Source organism: Kitasatospora sp. NPDC022856 (assembly GCF_055561235.1).
This window is the reverse complement of the sequence record NZ_JBVHHE010000082.1, coordinates 1-14,100: the sequence shown is the minus strand read 5'-3', so window position 1 is coordinate 14,100 and position 14,100 is coordinate 1. Positions and strand designations below refer to the sequence as shown.

The 14,100-nt window shown below is 73.7% G+C and carries 8 protein-coding genes; 3 read left to right on the top strand and 5 right to left on the bottom strand.

Features of this window, described 5'->3' with window-relative positions; genetic code table 11:
- The 5 genes from ACZ34W_RS37715 to ACZ34W_RS37695 form a co-directional block, all read right to left on the bottom strand.
- Window positions 1–1,140 (bottom strand): AMP-binding protein (locus ACZ34W_RS37715; protein WP_465610888.1); only part of this gene is annotated, 1,140 nt, incomplete at its 3' end.
- A gap of 93 nt (window positions 1,141–1,233) precedes the next feature.
- The gene (locus ACZ34W_RS37710) at window positions 1,234–1,455 is read right to left on the bottom strand and encodes an MbtH family protein (RefSeq protein ID WP_329488969.1); all 222 of its coding nucleotides are present in this window, start codon (window positions 1,453–1,455) and stop codon (window positions 1,234–1,236) included.
- Window positions 1,456–1,621: 166 nt separating this feature from the next.
- Window positions 1,622–4,180 (bottom strand): FtsX-like permease family protein, encoded by a 2,559-nt coding sequence (locus ACZ34W_RS37705; RefSeq protein ID WP_465610886.1) that lies wholly within the window; start codon window positions 4,178–4,180, stop codon window positions 1,622–1,624.
- Window positions 4,174–4,917: an ABC transporter ATP-binding protein gene (locus tag ACZ34W_RS37700; protein WP_465610884.1), complete on the bottom strand. Its 744-nt coding sequence runs from the start codon at window positions 4,915–4,917 to the stop codon at window positions 4,174–4,176. Before ACZ34W_RS37700 ends, ACZ34W_RS37705 begins: the two co-directional genes overlap by 7 nt.
- Window positions 4,918–5,152: 235 nt before the next feature.
- On the bottom strand, window positions 5,153–6,169 hold the full coding sequence (locus ACZ34W_RS37695; protein ID WP_465610882.1) for a helix-turn-helix transcriptional regulator: 1,017 nt from the start codon (window positions 6,167–6,169) through the stop codon (window positions 5,153–5,155).
- 572 nt (window positions 6,170–6,741) lie between these two features.
- Here ACZ34W_RS37695 and ACZ34W_RS37690 point away from each other — a divergent pair.
- From ACZ34W_RS37690 to ACZ34W_RS37680, 3 genes are all read left to right on the top strand, one after another.
- The gene (locus tag ACZ34W_RS37690; protein WP_329488965.1) at window positions 6,742–6,963 is read left to right on the top strand and encodes an MbtH family protein; all 222 of its coding nucleotides are present in this window, start codon (window positions 6,742–6,744) and stop codon (window positions 6,961–6,963) included.
- Window positions 6,964–7,061: 98 nt separating this feature from the next.
- On the top strand, window positions 7,062–11,729 hold the full coding sequence (locus ACZ34W_RS37685) for an amino acid adenylation domain-containing protein (RefSeq protein ID WP_465610880.1): 4,668 nt from the start codon (window positions 7,062–7,064) through the stop codon (window positions 11,727–11,729).
- 2 nt (window positions 11,730–11,731) lie between these two features.
- The coding region (locus tag ACZ34W_RS37680; protein ID WP_465610878.1) for a condensation domain-containing protein at window positions 11,732–14,100 on the top strand (2,369 nt) is incomplete at its 3' end.

Here is a 14,100-nt window from a genome sequence, read left to right as displayed (position 1 = left end):
ACCCGCCGCCCCGTACGGGTTCGGCAGGAACCTCTCCGCCGTGAGGTCCGCCCGCCCGTGGTAACCCCGGGCCACCCCGTCACCGTCGATGAACAGCTGGCCGGTCACTCCGGGGGGCAGCTGCCGCAGTCGCTCGTCCAGCACGTACAGGCCGGTGTTGGCCAGCGGGTGGCCGACGGCGATGGTCTCCGGCTCCTCGGGGACGTCCCAGAAGCTCGACCAGATGGTGGTCTCGGTCGGACCGTAGACGTTGACCACCCGCTGCGTGGTCTCGATCAGCCGGGTCGCGAGGTGCGCCGGGAGGGGCTCGCCGCCGGTCAGGGCGGTGACCGTCCAGTCGTCGAAGCCGGCCTCCAGCAGCAGTCGCCACGCCGACGGCGTCGCCTGCACATGGGTCACCCGGTGGGCCCCGATCAGGGCGATCAGTGCCGCCGGGTCCTTCGCCTCGTGGTCCCGTGCCAGCACCACCCGGCCACCCGTGACCAGCGGCAGGTGCAGCTCCAGACCCGAGATGTCGAACGACACCGACGTCGAGGCCAGCCACACCGTACGGCCCTGGGCCCCCAGGTCGTCCCGGATCGAGGCGAGCAGGTTGTGCAGCGCACCGTGCCCGATCATCACGCCCTTCGGACGCCCCGTCGAACCGCTCGTGTACAGCACGTACGCCAACTGCTCCGGATCCGTCACCGCGCCCGAAGCGGGTACCGGCGGGACCTCGTCGAGCACGACCGTGTCCAGGTCGATCCTGGTCCCGGCGAACTCCACCGCCTGACCGCTCACGGTGACCAGCACCGCCGCGCCCGAGTCCGCCAGCATGTAGTCGATCCGCTCACCCGGCAGCGCCGGATCGATCGGCAGATACGCCCCACCCGCCAGCCAGACGCCGTGCAGCAGCGGCACCAGATCCGCCTCACGCGGCAGGCACACACCCACCACGCTCTCCGGACCGACACCCGCCGCCCGCAGCAGGGCACCGAACCGCGCCGCCCGCTCCGCCACCTGCCCGTACGTCAGCTCGACATCACCGACCACCACCGCGACCGCGGTCGGAGTGGCCGCCGCCCGGGCTGCGAACAGCTCGCCGGTCAGTACGGGGTTGCTCGCATCGATCCGCGATCCTGACACTTCGACTTGCTCCACTTCGGGCGGGTAGCTGGCGGTGACATCACCGTCCGGGGCGGCCGGCGTCGCCCCCAGCGGGCGTGCGGCCTCCCCGGACGAGTCGGTGGTGGGTCAGTTGGCGGCGGCCTGGGCGGCCATCCGGGTGCGCAGGCTCAGCGGGCGCATGTCGGTCCACACCTCGCCGATGCGGGTGAGGCACTCCTGCTTGGTGCCGCCGGTGCCCTCGGCCCGCCAGCCGTCCGGCAGGGCGCGGTCCGCCCACCAGATCGAGTACTGCTCCTCGTCGTTGAGCACCACCAGGTAGGTCTGCTCGTCGACAATCTGCTCAGCCATGACGCTCCCGAGTTCACGGTGGGATGGGATTCCCGGCCAGTCTGCGCAGCCTCGCTATAACGCCCCTATACGCCGCCGGGCCGGCCGCTCCGGCACCGCCTCCGGAAACCGAAAGTGCCGGGAACTCCCTTGGAGTTCCCGGCACTTGGAGCCGCTGGCGGGGTGGTCAGGCCGAACCGGCGGCCCCGCGCAGGATGCCCTGGCCGTCCCGGTCGCGCAGCGCGAGCGCGGCCGGCAGCACCGCCGAGACGAGCGCGATGGCCGCGCAGCAGGCGGCGAGCACGCCCATCGTGCCCCAGGGCACCACCGCGGGCGTCGGGCCGACCAGGTTGGTCAGGGCCGCCCAGGAGCCGCCGATGCTGATCGCGGTACCGAGCAGGCCGAGGAACGTCCCGGCCGCCACGCACAGCATCGTCTCGACGGCGACGGTGCGCAGCACCTGGGCCTTGGTGGCGCCGGCCAGGCGCAGCAGCGACAGCTCCTTCCTGCGGTCGGCGACGGTCATCACCAGCGAGTTGGCCAGCGCGATGGCCGCGTAGCAGATCGCCAGGCCGAGGATCATCAGCAGGGCGTTCCAGGAGGCCTCCTCGTTGCTGTCGGTGGCCGCCGACCAGGTCTCCTCCGAGGTCGCGAGCTTGGCGCCCAGCCCCTGCACGGCCGTCCGCAGGGCGTCGGCGGCCTGCTGCCGGTCGGTGCCGGGCAGCACCCGCAGGTGGATCTGGCTCGCCAGGGCCTGGCCGCCGACCCCGCCGGTGACGGCGTTGTGCCCGGTCACCCAGGCCTGGACCGTCTCGGCGCCGGTGCCGAGGACGGCGGCGACCCGCAGGGTCCGGGGGGTGCCGTCGGCCAGCCAGACCGGGACCTGCTGCCCGGTCCGCGGCGAGCCGGGCCAGGTGCGGCTGAGCACGATCGAGTCGGGGCCGAGGTCGGCCAGCGAGCCCTCGACGACCGGGAGCCGGTCGACCTCGGCCAGCGCGGCGGCGTCCGCCGTCGCGGCGGGGAAGGCGACCAGGGCCTGGCCGTCCTGGTCGGCCATCACCAGGGTCGGGGTGATGACCAGGCTCCGCACGCCGGGGACGGCGCGGACGCGGTCCACCACGGTCCGGCTCAGCCCGGGCGTGCCGGCCGGTGCGACGACGAAGTCGGTGGCGGCCAGCTGGCCGCGGACCTCGGTGACCTTCGAGCGGTTGATGGTGTCGACGCTGCCGAGCAGGCAGCCGGCGAAGGCGACGACCAACACCACCGGGGTGGTGGTGGCGGCGGTGCGCCGGAAGGCCGTCAGCGCGCTCTGCCGGGCGGTGGCCCAGACGATGCCGCCGCCGTCCTCGGCGGGGCGGCCGCGCAGCCGGGCCGAGAGCGTGGGCAGCACCGTCAGCAGCCGGATCACCGGGGTGGCCAGCACGCCCGCGAGCAGGACGCAGCCGCCGACGACGGCCAGCAGCAGTCCGAGCGAGTCGGCGGCGCTGGCCGCGGCGTCGGGCCAGGTCCGGGCCACCACCACGAGCGCCGCGATGCCGCCGCCGAGCACGAGCAGGCCGCTGATCCAGCGGACCGCCAGGGCGACCCGCGAGCGCCGCTCCACGTCGGCCTCCATCAGCGCCTCGCCGGGGCTGACCAGTCCGGCCTTGAACGAGGAGAGCACCACGCCGGCCATCGCGGTCAGCAGTCCGATCAGGGCCGCGACGAGCAGCCCCCACCAGCTGATCGGGACGGTGAAGTCGGCCGGCACCATGTCGTGGTCGATCAGCCAGCGGCCGGCCAGCGGCGCCCCGACCGCACCGAGCACGCAGCCCGTGACGGAGGCCAGCAGGCCGACCAGCAGGGCCTCCCGGTTGACCAGGGTGCGCAGTTGCTTGCGGGTGGCGCCGATCAGGCGGAGCAGGGCGAGCTCACGGCGGCGCTGGGCGATCGACAGCGCGAAGGTGCCCGCGACCACGAACACGGCGGTGCCGCCGGAGACCGCGGCGGAGAGCCCGAGCGGGGTCTGCACGTTGTCGAGCTGCCCGGCGACGTCGATGTGGTGCGGGTCCAGCTGGCTGCGCTCGGCACCGGTCAGCACCCGGGCGGTGGTCGCGCCGCCGGCGCCGGCCACCGCCTGGCGGACCGCGTCGACGGGGCCGAAGGCGGCCAGCACGCCGACGGCGGGGCAGAAGCGGGCGGCCTGCGCGTCGGTGAAGAAGACGGCGTGCTCGAACGGCTCCGCCTCGGTGACGCCGGAGACCGTCGCGCTGTGCAGGCCGTCGGCGGTGACGTACTGGACGCGCCGGCCGACCAGGTCGGGGCTGCCGCCGCCGATGACGATCTGCTCGTCGGTGCTCGGCGCCGAGCCGGCGGTCAGCCGGTAGCCGCCGAGCTCCGCACTGGACCAGGCGCGTCCGACCTGGTCGTGCGGGCCGTCCGCGAGCTGGGCGTAGAAGGTGCGGTCCTCGACCGTCCGGCCGGTGGCGGCCACCGCGGCGATCAGCTCGGCCGGCAGGCCCTGCTGCTTGGCCACCGGGGTCGGGGAGACGTCGCCGTCGTCCCGCCTGAAGTCCAGGGTGTGGAAGGCGGACACCAGGACGGGGGCCTGCGAGAAGCGCTGGCGTTCCTGGTCGGGGATGTCCGAGGTGGCGGCCATGACCAGGATCGAGGTCGCCATCAGGGCGACACCGCAGGCCAGGGCGACGAAGCTGCCGACGAACGAGGCCCAGCGCAGCTTGATGGTGGCGAGGGCGAGGCTCAGCATGCCGCGGCCTCCAGCGCGGTCATCCGGGCGGCGACCTGCTCGGCGGTGGGCCGCTCCAGCGAGCCGGCCAGCCGGCCGTCGCGGAGGAAGACCACGCGGTCGGCGTAGGAGGCGGCGACCGGGTCGTGGGTGACCATGACCACGGCGCGGCTGGGCTCGTCGGCCATGGAGCGCAGCAGGGCCAGGACCTCGCGGCCGCTCTTGGTGTCCAGGGCGCCGGTCGGCTCGTCGGCCAGCAGCACCGCGGGGCGGGTGATCAGCGCGCGGGCGATGGCCACCCGCTGCTGCTGGCCGCCGGAGAGCTCGCCCGGCCGGTGTCCGGCCCGCTCGGCGAGGCCGACGACGGCCAGCGCGGCGGTCACCTCGGAGGGCGCGGGGTGCCGGCCGGCCAGCTTGGCCGGGAGCGCCACGTTCTGCGCCGCGGTCAGGGCGGGCAGCAGGTTGAAGGACTGGAAGACGAAGCCGATCTTCTCCCGGCGCAGCACGGTCAGGTCGTTGTCGCGCAGGCCGCCCAGGGCGGTGCCGTCGACCCGTACCTCCCCCTGGTCGATCGGCTCCAGGCCCGCGGCGGACCGCAGCAGGGTCGACTTGCCGGAGCCGGAGGGGCCCATGACGGCGGTGAAGGTCCCGAAGGGGAATCCGACATTCACGTCGTCCAGGCCGACGACCGGCTCGGGTCCGCGTCGGTAGGTCCGGCAGACCGATCGGAGTTCAACGGCAAAGTCCGTGGCGTTCATAGTCTCAGCCCATCAGTCGGGGTGGGTGCGGCTCAATGGCCTGGGATTCAGTCCCGGGGTATGGCTGGCTACACCCCCGGTGGCACGGGGCGGCCGGCCCGGCCCGCGAGGACGGGGATGCGGCGGGTGGGTCCAGCCGGGCGCGGCACCGGCGTTCCCGGCCCGGCCGGCCGCCGACGCTCCCGACCGGGCCGAGCGCCGCCGGCCCCGGGTCCGGGTCCGGCGGCGGCCGGTGTCAGGAGAGCAGGGCGGGATCGACCCAGCCGTGCTGGAGCGCCATCATCCCGGCCTGGAACTTCGTCTTGGCGCCCAGCTGGGCGGCCAGCTCGGCGGTGCCGCGCCGTACGGTGCGGACCGAGACGCCGAGCCTGCGGGCGATCATCTCGTCGGTGGCGCCCTTGGCCAGCAGGACCAGGATGGCCTGCGATCGCGGGGACAGTTCGGGCTGTTCCCGGCCGACCGGAGCCTCCGGCTCGGAGGCGACCGGCAGGGAGCTCTGCCAGACCCGCTCGAACAGTTCGCACAGCGCGCCGACCACTCCGTGGCCGCGCAGCACGAGGGCGCCCCTGCGGGTCTCCTCGGGGTCCACCGGAACAATAGCGGTGGACCGGTCGTAGATCACCATGCGCGGCGGAAGCGTCGGCGCGACGCGCACCTGGGCGCCCTGGTCCGTCAGCCAATGAGCATACGCAATGGTGTTGTTGTCGTTCTTGATGCTCTCCAGGTAGATCGAGCGCAGCCGGACCCCGCCGCGCAGCACCCGCAGGTCCAGCGGGCGGCTGGCCTCGATGTTCGCCTCGGACATCACCCCCGAGGTGACGAAGCCCAGCACCTCCTCGGTGCAGCCGGTCGCCAGCGACTCGATCCGCAGCCGGATCGAGTCGATCCCCTCCAGCACCTCGACGTCCGCGCTCTTGCGGGAGGACCGGGTCAGGTTGGCGTACTCGGCGACCACCTCGACGAGGTCACGACGGCCCTGCTCGATCTCCAGCAGGCGCCGCTGGAGCTCGGCCTCCCGGCGGTCGAGCAGATAGCGCAGCCCGACCTCCGGCTCCACCGGCTTCAGCACGCCCGGGTCCTGCCAGGACGGTCTCAGCAGCGCGAGGCGGGCGAGCTCGTCCAGGGACGACCGCACCCGGGCCTCGGTCCAGCCGAGCCGGCCGGCGATGTCGGCGGGTCCGCTCTGCGGATCCTTGAGCATTTCTTTGTAGACCGAACCGGCCTCGGCACCGAGGCCCAGCTTCTCCAGCATTGCCGTGAATCCAATTGTCCAGGGAGGGTGGTCTGATGGGCCGTCAAGAATCAGTCGACATTGGACAGTCGGAATGCGGAGAGGCTGGACACAGACGCGGTCTGATCACGCGAAGCAGGTCTGACATGGTGAAACGTCCCCCGAGGAATCTCTGAACTTCTTCACACGGGGGCCTTGAATATGGCTGCCCCCCGGCTGGGCCGAGCCACGGAAATGTCACTCCCTGCACGCCCCCGGTCGAGTTTCTGTCATCGAATGACATGAAGTCAAGTAATGGACACCCAGGGTGGCGGAAGGGCATTTTTCGGCCACCGCAAACCCCTCGATATAAGCAATCGTGATTTCCACCACGCCCCGGACCGCCCCGATCCGGGGCCCGCGCACCCCTCGTGACCTGCGCCGGAAGGCACGCCGACGGCCGGATCCGGCGGTATAGAGCGTCTATAGCGGGCCACCGCAGACTTCCCGGGCAGTCGGACGAGTGTGCGGGCAGCCGGCCCGCCCAACAGCTCGGCCGTCCCGTGCATCCAGCCGCCCATGGCGGCACCGGCCTCAACCGACCTGGGAGCGTCATGGCTGAGCAGATTGTCGACGAGCAGAGCTACCTCGTGGTGCTCAACGACGAGGAGCAGTACTCGATCTGGTGGGCGGACCGCGCCCTGCCGGACGGCTGGCGGGCCGAGGGCACCGGCGGCACCAAGCAGGAGTGCCTCACCCGCATCGGCGAGGTGTGGACCGACATGCGCCCGCTGAGCCTGCGCACCCGGATGGCCGCCCAGGCCGCCGCCAACTGAACGACCCCGCTCTCCCGCGGCGGCCCCCACCGGCCGCCGCGGGAGAGCGCGCGTCGTCGTACCGCCCACCCCACCGTGACACCGAGCGAGGAGCTCTCGTGACCCCGCGGCCTTCCCTGCACGACCTGATTGCGAGCTCGACCCGCCGGGCTCCCGACGCCATCGCCGTGTCCGACCACCAGGACCGCGCCGACTACCGCCGGCTCGACGAGCACGCCGGCCGGCTGGCGCACTTCCTCGCCGAGGCGGGCATCGCGCCCGGCGGCGTCGTCGGCGTGCGCCTCTCCCCCGGGGCGGCGTTCGCGCGGACCGCCCTCGGCATCTGGCGCGCCGGCGCGGCCGTCCTGCCCCTGCCCGCCGACCTCCCGCTCGGCTCCCTGCCCGCCCGGGTGGAGCTCGTCCTCACCCTGGACGAGGACGCGCCCGAGCGGCACGGCGCCGCCCGGGTCGTCGGCCCCCGCGCGCTGGCGCGGGACCTCGCCGACCGGCCCGCCGACCACCCCGGCCGGCCCGCCGGACCGACCGACGCCGCCTGGCTGCGCCACGACCCGGCCACCGGCCGCACCCTGGTCCTCGACCAGGCCGCCGTACTGCACCAGATCGACTGGCTGGTCGAGGAGTTCGGCCTGGAGCCGGGCGACCGGGTGCTCTGCGCCGGCGGCACCGACGGCTGGTTCGCCCCGCTGTTCGCCGCGCTGGCCGCCGGGGCCACCGCCGTCCCGGTGACCGACCCCGCCGGCCTCGCCGCCGTCGCCGCCGAGCAGCGGGCCACCGTACTGGCCGGCGCGCCCGCGCTGCTCGCCGCCGCCGACCTGCGGCCCGGCACCGCCCCCCGTCTGGTGCTCGCCGCCGGCGCCGGGCTGACCGCCGGCACCGCGCGCGCCCTGACCGCCGCCGGCGCCGAGGAAGTGTGCAGCGTCCACCTGCTCGACGGCGCCCTCGCGGTGACCGCCCACACCGTCGACCCGGACCGCACCGGCCCGAACACCCTGCTCGGCCGCCCGATCGACCGGATCCCGCTGCTCGTCCTCGACGAGTACGGCGACCTCGTCCCGCCGGGCGTCCCCGGCCGGCTGAACGCGGCCGGCCTCGGCGCCGGCGCCGGCTACCTCGACGACCCGCGCACCACCGCCGAGCGGCTGCGCCCCGCCGTCTACGGCACCACCGGCAGCCGCATGCACGCCACCGGCGACCTGGTCCGCTGGCAGGGCGACGGCGTCCTGGAGCTGCTCGACGAGGCCGACCGCCCGCAGGCCGCGCCCGCCGACACCGCGCCCGGCCGCCCCGCCCACGTCGCCCCCGTGACCGCCGTCGAGCGGACCGTGGCCCGGATCTGGTCCGAGCTGCTGGAGGTGGCGCAGGTCGGCCTGGACGACAACTTCTTCCAGCTCGGCGGCTACTCGCTGATCATGACCGAGCTGGCCAAGCGCCTCCACGCGGCCACCGGCACCCCGATCGTGCTCGCCGACCTGTTCGGCGCGGTCACCGTCCGCGAGCAGGTCGCCCTGCTCGCGGACGCCCGGCCGACCGCCGCCGGCATCACCCCGGTGCCGCGCGACCGGCCGCTGCCGCTCTCGTACGGCCAGCGCCGGATCTGGCTGCTCGACACCATGGAGCCCAGCCCGGAGTGGACCGCCCCGCTGTTCCTGCGGCTGCCCGGGGACGTCGAGGCCGACACCGTCCGCCTGGTGCTCGACACCCTCGCCGACCGCCACGAGGCGCTGCGCACCCGCTACACCGTCGTCGACGGCGAACCGCTCCAGGAGATCGGCGAAACCCTGCCGATCGAGCTGCGGTGCGCCGAAGGCAGCCGTGAGCGGATCGTCGAGCTCTTCCGCGAGCAGTTCGAGACCGGCTTCGACCTCGCCTCCGGCCGGCTCTGGCGCGCCACCCTGGCCCGCACCCCCGCCGACGGTGACGAGCAGCTGCTGCTCGTCACCATCCACCACATCGCCTGCGACGGCTGGTCGGCCGCCGTCCTGGAGGAGGAGTTCCACCAGCTGTGCGCCGCCCTGCGGGCCGGCGTCACCCCGCGGCTGCCCGCCGTCCCGGTGCAGTACGCCGACTACGCCGGCTGGCAGCAGGAGTGGCACTCCAAGGAGCGGCTGGCCGACGAGCTCGCCTACTGGCGCACCGCGCTCGACGGGCTCGTCCCGCTGGAGCTGCCCGCCGACCACCCGCGCCCCGCCAAGCGCGACCCGCACGGCGACGTCGTCACCTTCGACATCCCGCAGCGCCTGATGGCCGCGGTCACCGACCTCGGCCAGAGCCGCGAGGCCACGCCGTTCATGACGCTGCTGACCGCCTTCGGTACCGTGCTCGCCCGGCTCAGCGGCCAGTGGGACGTGGTGATCGGCACCCCGGTCGCCGGACGCACCCGGCCCGAGGTCGACCGCACCGTCGGCTTCTTCCTCAACTCGCTGGTGCTGCGCTGCCGGCTGGCGGAGGGCCTGACCTTCACCGAGGCCCTGGAGAAGGTCAGGGTGGTCTGCCGCGAGGCCTTCGCCCACCAGAACCTCTCCTTCGAGCACATCGTGGACGAGCTGCGCCCCGAGCGCGACCAGTCCCGCACCCCGCTCTACCAGGTCGCCTTCAACCTGCACGACGGCCAGCTGATCGGCGGCATGCCCGACCGCGCCGACATCGACTACCTCCACCCGGCCCGCCAGGTCGCCAAGACCGACCTCACCCTCTACGTCCGCAGCGAGGCCGACGGCACCTGGAGCGGCGCCTTCGAGTACACCGACGCGCTGTTCGAGCGGACCACCGTCGAGCGGCTGGCCGACCACTTCCTGCGCCTGCTGGAGTCCGTCACCGCCGAGCCCGCCGTCACCCTCGCGGCCGCCGGGATCATGGCCGAGCGGGACCGCGAGCAGCTCACCGGCTGGGGCACCGGCGAGCACGCCGACTGGCCGGCCGGCACCACCCTCGACCTGTTCGAGGAGCAGGCCCGGACCACCCCCGACGCCGTCGCCGTGATCGCCGGCGAGACCCGGCTGACCTACGCCGAGGTGGACGAGCGGGCCAACCGCATCGCCCACCACCTGATCGCCCTGGGCGCCGGCCCCGACACCGTCGTCGGCCTCTGCCTGGCCCGCGGACCGGAGCTCGTCCCCGCCCTGCTCGGCATATGGAAGGCCGACGCCGCCTACCTGCCGCTGGACCCGTCGCTGCCCGCCGAGCGGCTGCGCCACGTCCTCTCCGACTGCCGCTCGCCGCTGCTCGTCACCACCTCCGACCAGGCCTCCGCCACGGCGGGCCACCAGGGCGCCCTCGTCCTGCTGGACGCCGACCGCGCCGCCGTCGAGGCCCGCCCGGCCGAGCGGCCCGCCCGCTCCGGGGACCCGGAGCTGCTCGCCTACGCGATCTACACCTCCGGCTCCACCGGCCGCCCCAAGGGCGTCATGGTGCACCACCGCGGCCTGGCCAACCACCTGCGCTGGGCGGCCCGCGACCTGAACGGCGCCGAGGGCGGCGCCCCGTTGTTCAGCTCCATCGCCTTCGACCTGCCGGCCACCAACCTGTACGTGCCGCTGATCACCGGCCGCGCGGTGCACGTCCTGCCCGCCGACCTGGATCTCGCCACCCTCGGCGAGACGCTGCTGGCCGGTGCGCCGTACGCCTTCGTCAAGCTCACCCCCGGGCACCTCGAACTGCTCACCGACCAGCTGACCGACGACCGGATGTCGGCACTGGCCCGGCTGGTCCTGGTGGCCGGCGAGGAACTGCCCGCCCGCCTCGCCAACCGCTGGCTCACGGCCCTCGGCCCCGGCCGGCTGATCAACGAGTACGGACCGACCGAGGCCTCGATCGGCTCCACCGTGCACCCCGTGGACCGGCCGCAGGCCGCCGCCGTACCGCTGGGCGGCCCGCTGCCCAACACCACCACCCTGGTGCTGGACCGGGCCGGCCGGCCCGTCCCGGTCGGCGTCGCCGGCGAACTCCACGTCGGCGGCGAGGGCCTGGCCCGCGGCTACCACGGCCGGCCCGAGCTGACCGCCGAGAAGTTCGTCCCGAACCCCTACGGCCCGGCCGGCTCCCGCCTCTACCGCACCGGCGACCTGACCCGGGTGCTCTCCGACGGCAGCATCTCCTTCCTCGGCCGCATGGACACCCAGGTCAAGCTGCGCGGATACCGCATAGAACTCGGAGAGATCGAGGCCGTACTGTCGGAGCTGGCACCGGTCCGCGACGCCGTGGTGATCGTCCGGGAGAGCACCACCGGTGAGAAGTCGCTGGTCGGCTACCTGGTCACGGACGGCACCGGGCCCGTCGACCTCGAACCGGTCAGGGCCGCGCTCGCCGAGCGCCTCCCCGACTACATGGTCCCGTCGGCCCTCACGGTGATCGACCGGATCCCGCTCACCGCCAACGGGAAGGTCGACCGCCGGGCCCTGCCCGACATCGACGCCGGGGACGACGGCTTCCAGCCGCCCACCACCCCCACCGAGGAGCGGATCGCCCAGATCTGGGCCGAACTGCTCGGACTGCCCCGGGTCGGCGTGCAGGACAGCTTCTTCACGCTCGGCGGCCACTCGATCCTGGCCATCCGCATGACCTCCCAGCTCCAGGACGAGTTCGACATCGACCTCTCCATCGGCACCGTCTTCGCCCAGCCCACCGTCGGCCGTCTGGCCGCGGCGATCGAGGACCAGATCAGGGCCGAGATCGAGCAGCTGAGCGACTCCGAGATCGCGGAGTCGGACCTCTTCGCCCCCAGCACCGCCACGGCCGGCGCCGCCGCCACGAACTCCAAGGAGAACTAGGAATGAACACCGGCGACATGAAGTCGACCAAGCAGGACGTGGCAGCGCAGCGCGAGGAGCTGCTGCGGCGCCGGCTGGCCGGCAAGCGGGGCGGTCGCCGGTCCCTGATCACCACGGTTGATCGGGACCAGCCGCTGCCCGTCACGTTCGGTCAGCAGCAGATGTGGTTCCTCAACCGCCTGGAGCCCGACAGCGCCGAGTACCTGGTACCGCTGGCGCTGCGGCTCGACGGGACGCTGGATCGCGCCGCCCTGCGCGCGGCGTGGACGGAGATCGTCGCCCGCCACGAGATCCTGCGGACCCGCTACCTGCTGGCCGGCGAGGAGCCGGTCCAGATCGTCGACGCTCCCGCGGCCCCGCCGTTCCCCGTCGTGGACCTGGCGGACGTCCCCGTCCAGGACCGCGAGGCGCGGGCCCGGGAGCTCGCCGAGCAGGAGATCGTCACCCCGTTCGACCTGGAGCGCGACTGGCCGGTCCGCGCCCGGCTGCTCGCCCTCGCCGAGGACCGGCACATCCTGGTCGTCACCTTCCACCACATCGCGTGCGACGCCTGGTCGATGGGCGTCTTCGCGGAGGAACTCGGCGCCCTGTACACCGCGTTCACCACCGGCGCGCCCTCCCCGCTCGCCCCGCTGCCGGTCCAGTTCGCCGACTTCGCCGCCTGGCAGCGCAGGGAGCTGAGCGGTGACGTGCTCGACCGCCAGCTCGACTACTGGCGCGGCCGGCTGTCCGACGTCCCGATCATCGACCTGCCCACCGACCGCCCCCGCCCCGCCCGCCGCGAGTCCGCCGGCGACGCCGTCACCTTCACGATCCCGGCCGAACTCGCCGAGCGGGCCCAGCGGGTGGCTGCCGAGAACGACGTCACCCGGTTCGTCGTCCTGCTCACCGCCTTCCAGTCGCTGGTCTCCCGCTACACCCGCACCACCGACATCCCCGTCGGCGTCACCGTCTCCGGCCGCGCCCGCCCCGAGCTCCAGCGGCTGATCGGCTACGGCATCAACGTCGTGGTCAACCGCCTCGACTGGCAGGGCGACCCGACCTTCCGCGAGCTGCTCGCGACCGGCCGCCGCACCATGCTGGACGCCTACGAGCACCAGTCCGTGCCGTTCGCCCGCCTCGTCGACGAGCTGCAGCCGAACCGCGACCTCTCGCGCACGCCGCTGTACCAGGTCGACTTCATCCTCCGCGAGCACCAGGCGCCCGCCTTCGAGCTGCCCGGCCTGACCGTGCGCCCCGAGTCCGCCGACCGGATCGCCAAGGTCGACCTCACCCTGGACATCACCGACGGCGTGAACGGGCCGCTGGAGGCCCGGCTCTGCTTCGCCACCGGCCTCTTCGACCGGGGCACGATCGAGCGGATGGCCGCGCACTACCTGAACCTGCTGGCCGGCCTCACCGCGACGCCGGACGCCCGGCTCTCCGCGATCGACTTCCTGCCGGCCGCGGAGCGTGAGCTGCTGCTCGACACCTGGAACACCGCCGTCGAGCAGCCGGTGGACGACTGCGTCCACGAGCTGTTCGCCGCCCAGGCCGCCCGGACGCCGGACGCCATCGCCCTGACCAGCGGCTCGGCCCACCTGACCTACGCGGAGCTGGACGAGCGGGCGAACCGCATCGCCCACCACCTCACCGCCCTCGGCGCCGGCCCCGAGCGGATCGTCGGCCTCTCCCTGGAACGCGGACCCGACCTCATCCCGGCCCTGCTGGGCATCCTGAAGTCCGGCGCCGCCTACCTGCCGCTCGACCCGGCCAACCCCGCCGACCGCCTCGCCTACATGCTGGCCGACGCCAAGGCCGACCTGCTCGTCACCCACTCCGCCCTGGACGAGCTGGAGTTCACCGGGACCCGTGTGTTCGTCGACGTCGACGCGGCGGAGATCAACGCCCGCCCGGCGACCCCGCCGGTCACGGACGTGCGTCCGGACAACCTGATCTACGTCATCTACACCTCGGGCTCCACCGGCCGGCCCAAGGGCGTCAGCCTCACCCACGCCAACGTCGCCCGCCTGTTCACCGCGGCCTGCGAACGCATCGACTTCACCGCCGACGACGTGTGGGCCCTGTTCCACTCCTACGCCTTCGACGTCTCCGTCTTCGAGATGTGGGGCGCCCTCCTCCACGGCGGCCGCCTCGTCGTCGTCCCCACCATGGTCGCCCGCTCCCCCCAGGACATGGCCGACCTGCTCACCACCGAGCAGATCACCATGCTCTGCCAGACCCCCTCCGCGTTCCGCACCCTCGCCACCACCCTCACCACCAGCACCGACGCCGGAACCGGCACCGCCCTGCGCACCGTCGTGTTCGCCGGCGAACGCCTCGACGTCACCGAACTCACCGACTGGACCCGCACGTTCGGCTGGAACAACCC

Bases quoted from the DNA above. Each gene is read 5' to 3' on its own strand.
- ACZ34W_RS37710 (WP_329488969.1), bottom strand. From the start codon at position 1,455: ATGGCTGAGCAGATTGTCGACGAGCAGACCTACCTGGTGGTGCTCAAC.
- ACZ34W_RS37705 (WP_465610886.1), bottom strand. From the start codon at position 4,180: ATGCTGAGCCTCGCCCTCGCCACCATCAAGCTGCGCTGGGCCTCGTTC.
- ACZ34W_RS37700 (WP_465610884.1), bottom strand. From the start codon at position 4,917: ATGAACGCCACGGACTTTGCCGTTGAACTCCGATCGGTCTGCCGGACC.
- ACZ34W_RS37695 (WP_465610882.1), bottom strand. From the start codon at position 6,169: ATGCTGGAGAAGCTGGGCCTCGGTGCCGAGGCCGGTTCGGTCTACAAA.
- ACZ34W_RS37690 (WP_329488965.1), top strand. From the start codon at position 6,742: ATGGCTGAGCAGATTGTCGACGAGCAGAGCTACCTCGTGGTGCTCAAC.